We start from the raw sequence: 14,152 nt of genomic DNA on the forward strand, positions 1-14,152 counted from the left end.
CAGGTTAGCGAGTCGTCCGCGTCAGAGCACCTGGGACAGGAACCGTTGCAGCCGCTCACTTCGCGGAGCGTCGAAGATCGCTTCCGGAGCGTCATGTTCGACGATCTTCCCGGCGTCCATGAACGCGACCTCGTCCGCGACGCCGCGCGCGAACCCCATCTCGTGGGTGACCACGAGCAGGGTCAGCCCGCGTTCGGCGAGCCCGGCCATCAGGGTGAGGACGCCCTTGACCAGTTCCGGGTCGAGCGCGCTGGTCGCCTCGTCGAACAGCATGACCTCGGGCTCCATCGCGAGCGCCCGCGCGATCGCGACCCGCTGCTGCTGCCCGCCCGAAAGCGCGCTCGGCCGGTACGGCGCCTTGTCGGCGAGACCGACCTCGGCCAGCCGCGCGTGCGCGATCTCGGTCGCCTCCTCCTTGCCGAGCTTCCGCACACTGCGCAGCGGCAAGGTGATGTTGTCCAGCACACTGCGGTGCCCGAACAGGTTGAAGTGCTGGAACACCATCCCGACGCGCTGCCGCAGCGCGTCCGGATCGGCGGAGATGACGCTCTCCCCGCCGAGCAGCAGGTCACCGGAATCGGGCTCCTGCAGACGGTTCACACAGCGCAGCAGCGTCGACTTGCCGGAACCCGACGGGCCGATGATGCAGGTCGTGCGGCCCTTCTCGACCTTGAGGTTCACGCCCTTCAGTACTTCGAGGGTGCCGAAGGAGACGTGGACGTCGCGGAGTTCGACGCTGGAGGAACGGACAGCGGTGGTGCTCATGACATCGGGACCTTTCCGCTGTTGACCAGTGTCAGATCGTCACCCTCGTCGTCGACGCGGATCTTCTTGCCGGTGCGCAGCTTCTTGTCGATGTAGTTGACCAGATGCGTCAGCGGCACGGTGATCACCAGGTAGACGATGCCCGCCGCGACCAGCGGTGACAGGTTGCCGGTGTTGGCCGCGAGATCCTGCCCGATCCGGAACAGGTCGCGCTGCTCGGCGAGGAAGCCGAGGAAGTACACCAGGCTGGAATCCTTGACCAGCGCGATGAACTGGTTCACCAGCGCGGGCAGCACACGCCGCACCCCCTGCGGGATGACGACGAGCGCCATCGCCTTGGTGTAACTCATGCCCAGCGCGCGGCTGGCCTCCATCTGTCCTTTTTCGACACTCTGGATACCGGCGCGGAAGATCTCGCCGATGTAGGCGGCGGCGATCAGGCTCAGCGCCAGAATGCCCAGCGGGTAAGGGTTCCGCGCCAGCGACGGGATGAGGATCGCCCCGCCCTGCCCGATCACCAGGATGGTCAGGATCGCGGGCAGGCCGCGGAAGACGTCGGTGTACACCCGGGCGGGCCACCGCAGCCACGCCTTGCCGGACAGGCCCATGGTGGCCAGCAGCATGCCGAGCACGGTGCCGATCAGCGCCGAGAACACCGACAGGATCAGCGTGTTCAGCAGCCCCGTCTGAAGCAGGTCGGGGAAGACCTGCCGGATGTACTCCCAGTTCAGGAAGGTGTTGAGGAAATCGTTCACTTACTGCTGCCCGGCCTTGAACTCCGCGGGCACCGGCGCGTTCGGTTCGAACCGCTGGTGCACCTTTTCCCATGTCCCGTCGGCGATGACCTGCTTCAGCCCCGCGTTCAGCTTGCCGATCAGCTCGGTGTTGCCCTTCTTGACCGCGAAACCGTGCGGAATGGTCGTGGTGATCGCCTTGACCACCTTGAGTTTCGCGTCCGGGTTCTTCGCCGCGTAGTCCTCGGCGGTCGCCTGGTCGAAGATCGCGCCGTCGATCGCGCCCGCCTTGAGCGCGGCGAGCGCGGCGGCGTCCTGCGGGAACCGCACGGCCTGCGCCGCGGGCGCGTTGGCCGCCAGCCAGCTGTCCGAAACCGTGCCCTGCACGACCCCGATCCGCTTGCCCGCCAAGGATTTCTCGTCGGTGATACCGGCGCCGTCCCGGGCTTCGATACCGAGCGACTGGTAGTTGTAGGGCGCCGAGAAGTCGACCGTTTTGCGGCGTTCGTCGGTCTGGGAGATCCCCGAACTGCCGATGTCGAACTTGCCATTGGCGACCTGGCTCAGCAACGTCGAGAACTCCGTGGAGACGAACTCGAGTTTCAGGTTCTGGCTGGTGGCGATGGCCTTCAGCAACTCGTTGTCGAACCCGGTGAACACGCCGTTCTCCTGATAGGCGTTGGGTTTCGAATCGCTGAGCGTGCCGACGCGCAGCGTGCCACCGCTCGCGCTTTCACCGCCGCCGCACGCCGCGAGCACCGTCACGAGAGAGGCGGCGGTGAGAACTCTGACGGCGGCGAGTGACTTCTTCATCGTGATCCTCACGCCTTGAACTGGTCCGGTACCGGCGCCGTCGGCAGGAACTTCTCGTGCAGTTTGACCCAGGTGCCGTCGGCGATGACCTGCTTCAGGCCTTCGTTGATCTTCGTCTGGAGTTCGGTGTTGCCCTTCTTCACCGCGAAACCGTGCGGGACGTCGGTGGTGAAGGACTTGACGACCTTGAGCTTCGCGTCGGTGCTTTCCTTGACGTTCGTCTCGGCGATCGCCTGGTCGAGGATGTAGGCGTCGACGGCGCCGCTCTTGAGCGCGGCCAGCGCCGGGGCGTACCCGGGGAACCGCACGGCCTGCGCGTCGGGCACGGTCGACGACAGCCACTTGTCGCCGACGGTCGCCTGGATGACCGCGACCCGCTTGCCCGCCAATGCCTTCTCTTCGGTGATCGGTGAGCCGTCCTTGGTCTGGATGCTCATCACCTCGAAGTTGTACGGGCTGGAGAAGTCGACGTTCTTCTTGCGCTCGTCGGTCTGCGCGATGGCCGAACTGGCGATGTCGAACTGGTTGTTCGCGACCTGGCCCAGCAGCGAGGAGAAGTCCGTCGAGACGAATTCCAGCTTCAGGTTCTGCTTGGTGGCGATGGCCTTCAGCAGCTCGTTGTCGAAGCCGGTGAAGTTGCCGTTCTCGACGTAGATGTTCGGCGGCGCGTCGCTCAGCGTGCCGACCCGCAGCGTCTTCTCGGTGACGGACTCCCCGCCGCCGCAGGCGGAGAGCACGGCGACGAGTCCGGCGGCCAGTGCCGCGATCAGCGTTTTCCTCATGACTCAGACCCCCGCGTTCTGGACGGGCAGGCCGGGGCCGCCCTGTTCGAGTTCCTTCGGCAACGGCTCGGTCTTGAAGAACTGAGCGTGCAGACGGGCGACGGTGCCGTCGGCGACGGCCTTCGCGAGACCGTCGTTGAGCTTCTTCAGCAGCTCCTTGTTGTCCTTGCGGACGGCGAACGCGGACGGCGTGTCCTTGGTCTCGACGGTGTAGCCGAACTCCAGCGGGACGTCCGGGTTCTGGTCGATGTACTTCTGCCCGATGTCCTTCGGCACGACCCAGCCGTCGAGACTGCCGGCCTTCAGCTGCGCGAAACCGGCGTTGTAGTCGGGGAAGCGCACGACGTTCGCGCCGGGGACCTTGCCACTGGCGAAGTCGTCCTGGACCGACGCCTGCACGACGCCGAGCCGCTTGCCGCCGAACGCGGCGACGTCCTTGAGGCCCGCGCCCTTCTTGGTCAGGATCGTGGTGAACCCGGTGCTGTAGCCGTTGCTGAACGCGACGGTCTTCTTGCGGGCTTCGGTGGTGGAGATCGTGGAGCTGCCGATGTCGAACTTGTTCGTGGCGACGGCGGCCAGCAGCCCGGCGAACTCGGTGCCGACGAACTCGACCTCGAAGCCTTCGCGCTTCGCGATGTCGCGGAGCAGTTCGTTGTCGTAGCCGGTGAAGGTGCCGTTCTCGAGGTAGATGGACGGCGGGGCGTCGGTCAGGGTGCCGACGCGCAGCTTCTGGGCGCTCGTGCCCGCGTCACCGGAGCCGCAGGCGGCGAGGGCGAGGGTGACCGCTCCCGCCGTGACGACGGCGACGAATTTCGACAGCGTGGATCTCATCGCTTCTTCCGTGGGTTTCGGCGCCAAGGCGCGATACAAACACGCCAGGCCGCGGGATGGGCGGCCTGGCGCTCCGGGTTCAGCGATCGAGATTAGGGATTTCGCCCGTTCGAGTAACTTCGTCTCACTCTGTGAACGTCCTGAGGTGGGGCTGCTCACAGAGTGACCTCGGTACAGCGGGTCGTGAGTGGTAAGTGCCGTTCTAACGACACTTGCCACTCACGACCAGCTGTACCGACCGCCCACTCCCGCCTCAGAGGATGGGTGCCGGGCTGTAGGCGGCGGCCTCCGGGAAACGCTCCAGGATCGCCTCGACGCGCGAAGCGATCGCGGCCACCTGACGCGGGGCGACACCGGTGAACGAGATCCGGTCGGCGAGCAGTTTGTCCAGCTCACCGCGGTCGAGGGGGATGCGCTCGTCGGCGGCGAGGCGGTCGAGGAGGTCGTTCTCCGCGAGCCCCTGCTCCCGCATCGCGAGCGCGACCCCGACGGCGTTCTCCTTGATCGCCTCGTGCGCGGTTTCCCGCCCGACGCCCGCGCGGATCGACGCCATGAGCACCTTGGTGGTGGCGAGGAACGGCAGATAGCGATCCAGCTCACGGGAGATGACCGCCGGGAAGGCGCCGAATTCGGCCAGCACCGTGAGGAAGGTCTCCAGCAGACCGTCGAGGGCGAAGAACGCGTCGGGCAGCGCGACCCGGCGGACGACGGAATCGGAGACGTCGCCTTCGTTCCACTGGTCGCCGGCGAGTTCGCCGATCATCGACAGGTATCCGCGCAGCACCACGGCGAGCCCGTTGACCCGCTCGCACGAACGCGTGTTCATCTTGTGCGGCATGGCCGACGAGCCGACCTGGCCCGGCTTGAAGCCTTCGGTGACCAGTTCGTGGCCCGCCATCAGGCGGATCGTCTTCGCCAGGCTCGACGGAGCGGCCGCGAGCTGGACCACTGTGGACAGCACGTCGAAGTCGAGCGAGCGCGGGTACACCTGGCCGACGCTGGTGAACACCCGCTCGAACCCGAGGTGCGCCGCGACCCGCGACTCCAGTTCGTCCAAAGTGGACTCGTCGCCGAGGAGGTCGAGCATGTCCTGCGCGGTGCCGACCGGACCCTTGATCCCGCGCAGCGGGTAGCGGCCGATCAGGTCGTCGAGCCGCTCGAACGCGACGAGCAGTTCGTCGGCGGCGGTGGCGAAACGCTTGCCCAGGGTCGTCGCCTGCGCGGCGACGTTGTGCGAACGGCCTGCCATCACGGTGTCGGCGTGCTCGACCGCGATCGCGGCGAGCCGGGCCAGCACGGCGCCGACGCGGCCGCGCATCAGCTCCAGCGAACGCCGCACCTGCAGCTGCTCGACGTTCTCGGTGAGGTCGCGCGACGTCATGCCCTTGTGCACGTGCTCGTGCCCGGCGAGCGCGTTGAACTCCTCGATCCGGGCCTTCACGTCGTGGCGGGTGACCCGCTCCCGCGCGGCGATCGAGTCGAGGTCGACCTGCTCCAGCACGCGCTCGTAGTCGGCGACGACCCCGTCGGGCACCTCGACGCCGAGGTCGGCCTGCGCCCGGAGGACGGCGAGCCACAGCTCACGCTCCAGCACGACCTTGCGTTCCGGGGACCACAGTTCGACCAGCTCAGGCGAGGCATAGCGGCCGGCGAGCACGTTGGGGATGCGGGGCTTTTGCGTCACGCGGCCAGACTAACCCGCCGCATTTCGTCCTCTGAACGCGCTTGCCCACCCCCCCTAGGCGAGCGCGGCCTGCAGCATGCGGGCGGCGGCGGCCCGGGGTTCCGGGTCGACCTCGATCAGCGCGTTGACGACGGCGCCGTCGACCAGGGCGACCAGCCGCGCCAGCTCGGCGCTGTCCACCGGGGTCCCCGAACGCGCGAAGATCTCGTGGAGCAGTTCGTACAGCTGCGCGGACAGCGTCCGCATCAGGGGCCGCAGGTACGGACGCCTGCCCGTCCCCACCAGACGTTCGTAGCGCAGGAGGACGGCTTCGGCGTCGGCCTCGCGCTCCGGGCGGAGCGGGCCGAGCAGCATGTCCAGCACCAGGTCGACGGTCGCTTCGACACCGCGGTTGCGGGTCGCCAGCTCTTCGAGCCGGTGCCGTCCGGTCTCCAGCTCCTGGTTCGAATGGTGCTCGACAGCGGCGGTGACGAGTTCTTCGAGCGAGTCGAAGTAATACGTCGTCGAGGCCAGCGGCAACCCGGCGCGTTCGGCGACCGCACGGTGCCGCACGGCGTCGAACCCGCCCTCGGCGAGCAGGGACGCGGCGGCCTCGACGAGCTCGGCGCGCCGTCGCTCACCCTTCGGCGTTGTCGCTGCGGCGGTCATGACGGGCTATTTTGCCAGGCGCGCTCAGTAACGGGTGGCGAGCACGCCGACGAGCCTGTCGACCTCGGACGCGGAGTACGCGGGAGCGCCCGAGCCGTCGCCGAGGCTCACCACGACCACGAGTGAGCCCTTGGCTGTCGTCCGCCGCGCACTGGCCGCCCCGGTGGGCAGCGGCGGGACGGAAGCGCCGGCCGGGAAGACCGCCGCGGAAACCGTGCCGCCCGGCACCTGGAACCCCGCGGACCTGGCCCCCGTCGTACAGATGTCGCCGGGCGTCGACTTGGCGACATCCACGGGGACCGGGAGCTCGCCAGCGAGGGCGGTGGCGAGCTCCCGGTCCACCTGGTCGCACCCGTAGGTGCCTTCGGCCGTCATCCGGCCGGTCTTCTCTGGCCCGCCGCCCCCCTGCTGAGGCGGCGGGTTCGAGAAGTTCGAGGACTCCCCGCTGTCAAGAGGACGTGCGGAAGCCGCCTCGGGTTGCCCCGCGGAAGCGGCCTCGTTGTCGGATTTGGCCGCTGTCGGCGACCCGAGATCGACGTCGCCGAGCACGCCGAACATGCCCACTCCGCCCAAGACCAAAACCAGTGCACTACAGGCGACCGCGATACCGTTTCGACGTCGCGCCGTGGCGCGTTTGGAGGCGCGGACGACGTCGGCGGTGTCGAAGCTCGGGGACGGCATGTCGCCGGGGGCGTCACGGAACAACGCCTTCAGGTCATTCTCGTCCATCCCGTGTCACCTCCTCTTTCTCCATGACCTGCCTGAGGTTCGCCAGCCCGCGCGCGGTCTGGCTCTTCACGTTCCCCTCGCTGCAGCCGAGCGCCTTCGCCGCCGCGCCGACGTCCAGCCCTTCGAAGAACCTGAGCACCAGCACGGCCCGCTGTTTCGGGGGTACTTCACGCAACGCGGCCAGCAGGTCTTCCCTGGTGACGACCTGTTCGCCGAGGTCGAAACCGTCCTGAGGGGGTTCGGGCAGCTCTTCGGTCTGCCACTCCCGCCGCCACGGCCGCCTCGACTCGTCGATGGCCGCCCTGACCAGCGTCTTCCGCACGTAGGCGTCGGTCGCCGCCCGTTCCCTGATCTTCTTCCACCTCCGGTGCAACGCGACGAACGCCGTCTGCGCGAGATCGTCCGCGCGATGCCAGTCACCGCAGAGCATGTACGCGGTCCTGCGCACGGAGTCCCGCTTCGCGGCGAAGTACTCCGCGAACTCTTGTTCGTCGCGCTGGTTCACGCGGTTGTTGTCTCCGCTCTTGCCTCGTCGGTGGGTAGGACGGAACCGGGGGCGTCCACGGTTGCATGAGCGGGCCCGGCGGACCAGCCGGGGAGGAGGTTCAGGGCGGACCGGACGATGTGATGTGATCGTACCGTGACCTTGAGCCCCGACCCGCTGATCGATTTCCGCTCCGACACCGTCACCCGGCCCGACGACGTCATGCGCCAGGCCATGGCGAAGGCCGAGGTCGGTGACAACGTCCTCGACGGAGACCCGACGACCGCCGCCCTCGAAGAGCGCGCCGCGGGACTCCTCGGCATGCCGGCCGCGCTGTGGACCCCGAGCGGGACCATGGCGAACCTGATCGCGCTGAGCCTCCACCTCCAGCGCGGTGACCGGTTCCTCGCGCCGCGCGGGGCGCATGTGATCACCGACGAACTCGGTTCCGCCGCCTGGCTCGCGGGTGGCATGGCGGACCCCCTGGAGCACGACGCGGGACCGGGACGCCCGACGCCGGAGACCCTCTCGGCCGCGATCGGCGGCGGTCCCACCGGGCCGTACTACTCGCTGCGGACCACGCTGCTCTGCCTGGAGAACACGCACAATTCGGCGGGCGGTGCGGTCACCCCGCCCGACGAGCACGCCCGGCTACTGGCGGTCGCGAAAGAGGCCGGGCTCACCGTGCACCTCGACGGCGCCCGCCTCTGGCACGCGGCAGTCGCGCTGGAGGTGCCGCCCGCGGCCCTCACGGTCGGCGTCGACAGCGTTTCGGCTTGCTTCTCCAAGGGACTCGGCGCGCCCGTCGGCTCGGTGCTGGCCGGCAGCCCGGAGTTCATCGAGCGGGCGCGGCGGATGCGGCAGATGCTGGGCGGCGGCGTCCGGCAGAGCGGCGTGCTGGCCGCGGCCTGCCTGGTCGCGCTGGACCGCATCGACGACCTTGCCGAGTCACACGAGAACGCGACACGGCTCGCGGGCGGGCTCGCCGAGCACGGCTGGGAGGTCAACGAACCCGAGACCAACATCGTGCTGGCCGCCGCTCCCGACCTCGAAGGCCGGTTGAGGTGGCTGGAAGGGCTCGGGATCCGCGTGCTGCCGACGGCGGGCCGGATCCGGTTCGTGGTGCACCGGGACCTGTCCGCGACCGACATCGAAGAAGCACTTCACCGCATCAGGACCGGGGGCTGAACATGAACTGGATCGTCTTCGACTACGGCGACGTCATCAGCGAGCACACCGACGCGCTGCCCACCCTCGCCGCCGCTTTCGGTCTCGAACCCGCCGATTTCGAGCCGCACTACTGGGCCGAACGGGTCCGGTACGACTCCGGCGGCTCCGACCTCGAGTACTGGCAGAACGTCGGCCGCGCGCTGGACGTCGACGTCGACCCGGCCTTCGCCGAGGAACTGACCCGGATCGACGTCGAGGGCTGGACGCATCTGGAACCGGCGGTGATGGAGCTGCTGGAGGGCCTGCACGAGGCGGGTGCCGCGCTCGCGCTGCTCTCCAACGCGTCGTCGACCTTCGGACGCTGGGTACGCGAACAGGACTGGGCGCAACTCTTCCGGGTGAAACTCTTCTCCGGCGATCTCGGATGTATGAAGCCCGACGCGAAGATCTACCGGATCCTGCTCGGCGAACTCGGCGCCGAACCCGCCGACTGCCTGTTCTTCGACGATCGACAGTCCAATGTGGACGGTGCGCGGGCGGTGGGGATGAAAGCGGAACGCTGGCTGGGCGTGGAAACCGCGCGATCGGCACTCGGCTGAACGGGCGGAGATATCACCCTCATCGTTCATCCGCTTACGCGCGGTGAATCCGATGACCTAAGCTGACTTCGTCCCGAACCGAGTATTTCCACGGTAGGTGCCCATGCCAGGTCCTCACGACCGGCGTCCGTTCGTGCCCGTCGATTTCGACCGGCCGAGCATCGCGCGAGTCTTCGACGCGCTCATGGGCGGCCAGGACAACTACGAGGCCGACAGGGTGGTCCTGCGCCAGATCCTCGAACTGGCACCGGAAGCACAGGTCATGACCAAAGAGGTCCGGCACTGGCTGGTCCGGACCGTGCGCTACCTGACCGACAGGGCGGGCATCGACCAGTTCCTCGACCTCGGCTCCGGCTTCCCGACCGTGGACAACACGCATCAGGTCGCGCAGCGGTACAACCCCGAGGCGCGGGTCGTCTACGTCGACCACGATCCGGTGGTACTGGCGCACGGCCGCGCGCTCCTCGCGGCGAACGACTTCGCGCATATGGCGGGCAACGACCTGACCGAACCGGCCACGGTCATCGAGGAACTCAAGCGCACCCACCGGCTGGAATTCGACCGGCCGATCGGGTTGATCCTGTGCGCGATCGTCCACCACATCCAGGACCTCGACGAGGCGCGGGAGATCGTCCGCGCCTACGTCGGCGCGCTGGCCCCCGGCTCGTTCGTCGTGCTGCTGCACCAGCACAACCCCGCCGACGGCTCCGAAGCGGCCGACCTCGCGACCTCACTCGAGAAGCGCTTCAACGGCACCGGACTCGACACGCTGTACCGCACGCGTGAGGAGATCAAGTCGTTCTTCGGGGGTCTCGAACTCGTCGACCCCGGGCTGACCTACCCCCACCTGTGGTGGCCGGACGGCCCGCGCTTCACCCCGCTTTCGCCCGTGAACTTCACGTCGCTCGGCGGGGTGGCGCGCAAGCCCTAGCGGCTCAGCGGTTCAAACCCTCAGCGGCGAAGCTGCTTCGGGGTGCCCTTGCCCTTGATGGCGCCATACGCGGCCGTGCCGAGGAAGACCGCACCACCGATGACGGCGATCCAAAAGACGGCCTTCACGAGGAAACCGAGCACGGACCCGAGCACCATGAAGGCCACCCAAGCCAGCAACAGCCCGCCGACGATCTTCCAGAACATGGCATCCTCCGATTGCCTCACCGTGCCCGAGCGGGCCCGGTGAGTCCAGGTTGTCAGGCAGAACTCGCGAGCGCCTTCGTTCTGCCCAACGTTCAGGGAGAATTCCGGGTTCCCCCTGACCTACGGGCGCTGACCCGTGAGCCAGTCGCCGAGCCGCCGGATCCCCTCGTCGATGTCCTCACGCGAGCCCGCGAAGGAGAACCGCACGAACCTGCCGCCGTCGACAGGGTCGAAGTCGATACCGGGGGCGATCGCGACGCCGGTGTCGGCGAGGAGGCGCTGGCACCAGCTGAGGCTGTCGTTCGTGTACTCGGAGACGTCGGCATAGGCGTAGAAGGCGCCTTCGGCCGGCGCGAGCTTGTCGATGCCGATGCCCTTCAGCCCGGCGAAGAGCGCGTCGCGGTTCGCACGGTAGCGCTCGACGTGACCGTCGGCCTCCGCGTACGACTCCGGGGTGAACGCGGCGATCGCGGCGTGCTGGGAGACCGCGGGCGGGCAGATGGTGAAGTTGCCGGTCAGGACGTCGATCGCACGGTGCAGCCGCTGGGGCGCGAGCATCCAGCCGAGTCGCCAGCCGGTCATGGCGAAGTACTTCGAGAACGAGCCGAGGACGAGCGCCTCGCTCCCGTACTGCCAGGCGCAGTCGAGTCCGGCTCCGTAGGAGATCCCGTGGTAGATCTCGTCGCTGATCAACTGCACGCCGCGTGACGCGCACCAGCCGCTGATCGCGGCGAGTTCACCCGGTGGCAGCACGGTTCCGGTGGGATTGCTCGGGCTGGCCACGATGAGTCCCTTGACCGGCCCCAGTTCGTCGAGCAGGCCGACGGTCGGCTGGAAGTTCGTCTCGGGTCCGGTGGCGAACTCGACGACCTCGCAGCCGAGCACCTTCAGCAGGTTGCGGTAGGCCGGATAGCCGGGGCGAGCCATCGCGACGCGGTCCCCCGCTTCGAAGGCGCTGAGGAACGAAAGCAGGAAACCGCCGGACGAACCGGTCGTCATGATGACGTCCTGCGGGCTCACGTCGACCGGGTAGGTGCGGTTGTAGTGCGCCGCCACGGCCTCGCGCAGCTCCAGGATGCCGAGCTGCTCGGTGTAGCCGAGGGTGTGGTCCTTCAGCGCCCGCTGGGCGGCTTCGAGCACCGGCCCCGGCGCCGGCGCGGACGGCTGCCCAGCGACCAGCGGGACCAGGTCGCCGTGACTGCGCTGCCGGGCCTGCGCGGCCGAAAGGACGTCCATGACGTGGAACGGCGGGACGTCGGAACGAGCGGCGGGACTGGGGAAGGACATGGGGTGAGGCTAACCCGCCTTCGCGAGGAGAACCGCGAAGCCGTCGAGGAGACGTTGAAGACCGAACTCGAAGAGCGTGTCGAGATCGAAGTCGAACGGGGCGCGCATGACGACATCGGTGAAGTTCGGGAACCGGCCGCCCGAGACGAGGTCCCAGAGGATCGGCTCGTGTTCGGCGAGCCAGTCGTCGGCGGTGAGCGCGGTGCCGGATTCGGATTCCGCCTCGGCCTCGAAATTGAGGGCGGTGCCGCGGACGTGGTTGAAGATCGTGATGTGCGCGTACATGATCGTCGACGGCGGGAGGCCGTGACCGTCGAGTGCGCGGGTGGCCCAGTCTGCGTGCTGGAGCAGATTCGGCAACGGCTGCGGACGGGTGACCGAAAGCGCTTGCGCGAGCCAGGGATGACGGCGGAAGAGCGCCCATTGGGCCCTGGCCATCAACTCCAGTTGCGCCCGCCAGCCGGGCGGCGGATCGGGCGGGAAGCGGATCTCGCCGAGCGCGACGTCGGCCATTTCGAGGATGAGGTCGTCCTTCGCGGAGACATGGCGATACAGCGCCATCGGCGCGACGCCGAGACCGGACGCGATGCGTCGCATGGAGAGCGCGCGGATGCCCTCGGCGTCGGCGATCCGGATCGCGGCCCGCACCACCCGCTCGCGTGACAGCTCCGGCTCGGTTCTCGGCGTGGCTTTCGGGGTACGACCCGTGACGACCGTGCCGGCGCCGGGTTTGGCGACGACCAGACCGTCACGTTTGAGGGTGGCGAGCACCTTCGTCGCGGTCGCCATCGCGACTCCCCACTCGGCGATGATCTGACGCGTCGAAGGGACTTTCTGGCCCTCGCGCAGCTCGCCGGTGACGATCCGGCGGCGGATCTCGGCGGCGATCCGCAGGTAGGGCGGATCGGTCATGGTCGACTCCTCGCCGTAGTGCGCTTGTTCGCCCCGCGGCCCGTTCCCGCCAGTGCACTAGGTGCACCGCACTAGTGCACCAAGGATTCCCAGCTGCTTTTTCCAGGTTCGCTGCCGTGCTGCTCATACGTTGTACGCAGTGCTTCAAAACAGCGTACACAGGGGAGTTCGCATGCGGCAGGTACTGATTTCGGGGGCGGGGATCGCCGGGACGACGCTCGCGTACTGGCTGCGGCGGCACGGCTTCGCGCCGACCGTCGTCGAGCGGGCACCGGCACCGCGGGTCGGCGGGCACGCCGTCGACGTCCGCGGCACGGCACTCGGCGTCGTCGAGCGGATGGGAGTGCTTGAGCGGCTTCGGGAGCTGAGAACTGACATGCGCGGGATGTCGTTCGTGAACGGGGCCGGGAAGACGCTGGCGAAGGTCACCGAACACACGCTGACCGGCGGGCTCACCGACAGCGACGACGTCGAGATCCTGCGGGACGACCTGACCGATGTCCTCGCTTCGGTCGCGCAGGAAGGTGTCGAGTACGTCTACGGCGACTGGATCACCGGGATCGCGCAGCACGCAGAGGGAGTACGGATCACCTTCGCCCACGGCGACGCGCGGGACTTCGCTCTCGTCGTCGGCGCGGACGGGCAGCATTCCGCCGTACGTTCCCTCGTTTTCGGTGCGGAGAAAGAGTTTTCGCACCATCTGGACACGTATCTGGCGGTGTTCACCGTCCCGAATTTCCTCGACTTGGACCGCTGGCAGACCTTCCACCTGACGCCGGGGAAAATGGCGGGCATCTACAGCGCGCGGGGGAACACGGAGGCGCGGGCGATGCTCGGCTTCCAGTCACCGGAACTCGATTTCGACCGTCATGACCTTGAGCAGCAACGAAAACTCATCGCCGACCGATTCCACGGCCAAGGCTGGGAAGTGCCGCGACTCGTGCGGGAAATGGCTTCGAGCGAGCTGTACTTCGACTCGATGACGCAGATCCGGATGGACCGGTTCACCGAAGGGCGGGTCGCGCTGGTCGGCGACGCGGGTTATGGCCCTTCGCCGCTTTCGGGACAGGGCACCAGTTTGGCGCTGGTCGGGTCTTACGTGCTGGCGGGTTCACTTGCCACCGCTCGCGACCATCGCGCCGCTTTCGCCACGTACGAAACGGAAATGCGGCCGTTCGTGCTGCGGAACCAAGCGCTGGCGGCGTTGAACCAGCGGAAACATACGCGGTTCGCGCAGTGGAAACAGATCCAGTCGATGCGGCTGCTCAGCCGTCTGCCGTTCAGCTCGCGGGTGATGAAGGCGGCGATGCGGCCGCTGACCGAAGCGTCGAACGCGTTGGTACTCAAGGACTACTGAGGCGAGACGGCGGGGGCTCAGGTAGTCGTGAGTGGTAATGAGGGTTAGAACCAAGGGTGTTTAGGTACCTACCGGAGGTAGGTTCGTTAGCGGCCGGCCACCAGGCTCAGTGACACCATCAGTCACAGCGGTAGCGCGTGAAGGGGCCCTTCCCTCGGCTGAGCCGAGGAAACTCGACCTTCACACCTTCCCCAGTACATGATGGCCCCCTTCCTTGCGC

General features: G+C 67.9%; 16 protein-coding genes. 4 read left to right on the forward strand and 12 right to left on the reverse strand.

Going from position 1 to position 14,152, the window contains the following annotated elements; all coding sequences use genetic code 11:
- Positions 1-21: 21 nt before the first annotated feature.
- The 9 genes from L324_RS38175 to L324_RS38215 all read right to left on the reverse strand — a co-directional run bounded on the left by L324_RS38175 (position 22) and on the right by L324_RS38215 (position 7,491).
- Positions 22-765 carry an amino acid ABC transporter ATP-binding protein gene (locus L324_RS38175; protein ID WP_037320520.1) on the reverse strand — a complete coding sequence of 248 codons (744 nt, stop codon included), beginning with the start codon at positions 763-765 and terminating at the stop codon, positions 22-24.
- The gene (locus tag L324_RS38180; protein ID WP_037320521.1) at positions 762-1,520 is read right to left on the reverse strand and encodes an amino acid ABC transporter permease; all 759 of its coding nucleotides are present in this window, start codon (positions 1,518-1,520) and stop codon (positions 762-764) included. Before L324_RS38180 ends, L324_RS38175 begins: the two co-directional genes overlap by 4 nt.
- Positions 1,521-2,312: an ABC transporter substrate-binding protein gene (locus L324_RS38185; RefSeq protein WP_037320522.1), complete on the reverse strand. Its 792-nt coding sequence runs from the start codon at positions 2,310-2,312 to the stop codon at positions 1,521-1,523.
- 8 nt (positions 2,313-2,320) lie between these two features.
- Positions 2,321-3,094, reverse strand: a complete 774-nt coding sequence (locus L324_RS38190; RefSeq protein ID WP_037320524.1) for an ABC transporter substrate-binding protein — start codon at positions 3,092-3,094, stop codon at positions 2,321-2,323.
- Positions 3,095-3,097: 3 nt separating this feature from the next.
- Positions 3,098-3,925 (reverse strand): substrate-binding periplasmic protein, encoded by an 828-nt coding sequence (locus L324_RS38195; RefSeq protein ID WP_051174363.1) that lies wholly within the window; start codon positions 3,923-3,925, stop codon positions 3,098-3,100.
- 253 nt (positions 3,926-4,178) lie between these two features.
- On the reverse strand, positions 4,179-5,609 hold the full coding sequence (gene purB, locus L324_RS38200) for an adenylosuccinate lyase (RefSeq protein ID WP_037320527.1): 1,431 nt from the start codon (positions 5,607-5,609) through the stop codon (positions 4,179-4,181).
- A gap of 54 nt (positions 5,610-5,663) precedes the next feature.
- The gene (locus L324_RS38205) at positions 5,664-6,257 is read right to left on the reverse strand and encodes a TetR/AcrR family transcriptional regulator (RefSeq protein ID WP_037320534.1); all 594 of its coding nucleotides are present in this window, start codon (positions 6,255-6,257) and stop codon (positions 5,664-5,666) included.
- 24 nt (positions 6,258-6,281) lie between these two features.
- A complete protein-coding gene (locus L324_RS38210) occupies positions 6,282-6,986 on the reverse strand; it encodes a hypothetical protein (RefSeq protein WP_037320535.1) in 705 nt (234 codons plus the stop codon).
- Entirely contained in the window at positions 6,973-7,491 is a 519-nt protein-coding gene (locus tag L324_RS38215; RefSeq protein ID WP_037320538.1) for a SigE family RNA polymerase sigma factor, read from the reverse strand. The genes L324_RS38210 and L324_RS38215 overlap by 14 nt, the downstream gene beginning before the upstream one ends.
- Positions 7,492-7,626: 135 nt before the next feature.
- On the opposite strand from L324_RS38215, the gene L324_RS38220 reads away from it, so the two are divergent.
- From L324_RS38220 to L324_RS38230, 3 genes are all read left to right on the forward strand, one after another.
- Positions 7,627-8,658 carry a threonine aldolase family protein gene (locus L324_RS38220; RefSeq protein WP_037320541.1) on the forward strand — a complete coding sequence of 344 codons (1,032 nt, stop codon included), beginning with the start codon at positions 7,627-7,629 and terminating at the stop codon, positions 8,656-8,658.
- 2 nt (positions 8,659-8,660) lie between these two features.
- Entirely contained in the window at positions 8,661-9,239 is a 579-nt protein-coding gene (locus L324_RS38225; protein WP_037320544.1) for an HAD family hydrolase, read from the forward strand.
- 103 nt (positions 9,240-9,342) lie between these two features.
- Positions 9,343-10,170, forward strand: coding sequence for an SAM-dependent methyltransferase (locus tag L324_RS38230; protein WP_037320546.1), 828 nt, complete (start codon positions 9,343-9,345; stop codon positions 10,168-10,170).
- 20 nt (positions 10,171-10,190) lie between these two features.
- Here the strand turns inward: L324_RS38230 and L324_RS38235 are convergent, their stop codons facing one another.
- The 3 genes from L324_RS38235 to L324_RS38245 form a co-directional block, all read right to left on the reverse strand.
- Complete coding sequence (locus tag L324_RS38235) at positions 10,191-10,376, reverse strand: hypothetical protein (protein WP_037320551.1); 186 nt, start codon at positions 10,374-10,376, stop codon at positions 10,191-10,193.
- Between the two features lie 120 nt (positions 10,377-10,496).
- On the reverse strand, positions 10,497-11,663 hold the full coding sequence (locus L324_RS38240) for a pyridoxal phosphate-dependent aminotransferase (protein WP_037320555.1): 1,167 nt from the start codon (positions 11,661-11,663) through the stop codon (positions 10,497-10,499).
- A 9-nt stretch (positions 11,664-11,672) separates the two neighbouring features.
- Positions 11,673-12,575, reverse strand: coding sequence for a TetR/AcrR family transcriptional regulator C-terminal domain-containing protein (locus L324_RS38245; RefSeq protein ID WP_037320558.1), 903 nt, complete (start codon positions 12,573-12,575; stop codon positions 11,673-11,675).
- Positions 12,576-12,747: 172 nt separating this feature from the next.
- Between L324_RS38245 and L324_RS38250 the strand changes: the two genes are divergently transcribed.
- A complete protein-coding gene (locus L324_RS38250; RefSeq protein WP_037320561.1) occupies positions 12,748-13,932 on the forward strand; it encodes an FAD-dependent monooxygenase in 1,185 nt (394 codons plus the stop codon).
- Positions 13,933-14,152: the final 220 nt, after the last annotated feature.

Origin of the sequence: Amycolatopsis orientalis DSM 40040 = KCTC 9412 (assembly GCF_000478275.1) — a bacterium.
Classification (GTDB): Bacteria; Actinomycetota; Actinomycetes; order Mycobacteriales; family Pseudonocardiaceae; genus Amycolatopsis; species Amycolatopsis orientalis.

Coding starts and splice junctions, on each gene's coding strand:
- L324_RS38240 (WP_037320555.1), bottom strand. CDS start 11,663: ATGTCCTTCCCCAGTCCCGCCGCTCGTTCCGACGTCCCGCCGTTCCAC.
- L324_RS38185 (WP_037320522.1), bottom strand. CDS start 2,312: ATGAAGAAGTCACTCGCCGCCGTCAGAGTTCTCACCGCCGCCTCTCTC.
- L324_RS38250 (WP_037320561.1), top strand. CDS start 12,748: ATGCGGCAGGTACTGATTTCGGGGGCGGGGATCGCCGGGACGACGCTC.
- L324_RS38230 (WP_037320546.1), top strand. CDS start 9,343: ATGCCAGGTCCTCACGACCGGCGTCCGTTCGTGCCCGTCGATTTCGAC.
- L324_RS38245 (WP_037320558.1), bottom strand. CDS start 12,575: ATGACCGATCCGCCCTACCTGCGGATCGCCGCCGAGATCCGCCGCCGG.
- L324_RS38235 (WP_037320551.1), bottom strand. CDS start 10,376: ATGTTCTGGAAGATCGTCGGCGGGCTGTTGCTGGCTTGGGTGGCCTTC.
- L324_RS38210 (WP_037320535.1), bottom strand. CDS start 6,986: ATGGACGAGAATGACCTGAAGGCGTTGTTCCGTGACGCCCCCGGCGAC.
- L324_RS38190 (WP_037320524.1), bottom strand. CDS start 3,094: ATGAGGAAAACGCTGATCGCGGCACTGGCCGCCGGACTCGTCGCCGTG.
- L324_RS38205 (WP_037320534.1), bottom strand. CDS start 6,257: ATGACCGCCGCAGCGACAACGCCGAAGGGTGAGCGACGGCGCGCCGAG.
- L324_RS38225 (WP_037320544.1), top strand. CDS start 8,661: ATGAACTGGATCGTCTTCGACTACGGCGACGTCATCAGCGAGCACACC.
- L324_RS38175 (WP_037320520.1), bottom strand. CDS start 765: ATGAGCACCACCGCTGTCCGTTCCTCCAGCGTCGAACTCCGCGACGTC.
- L324_RS38195 (WP_051174363.1), bottom strand. CDS start 3,925: ATGAGATCCACGCTGTCGAAATTCGTCGCCGTCGTCACGGCGGGAGCG.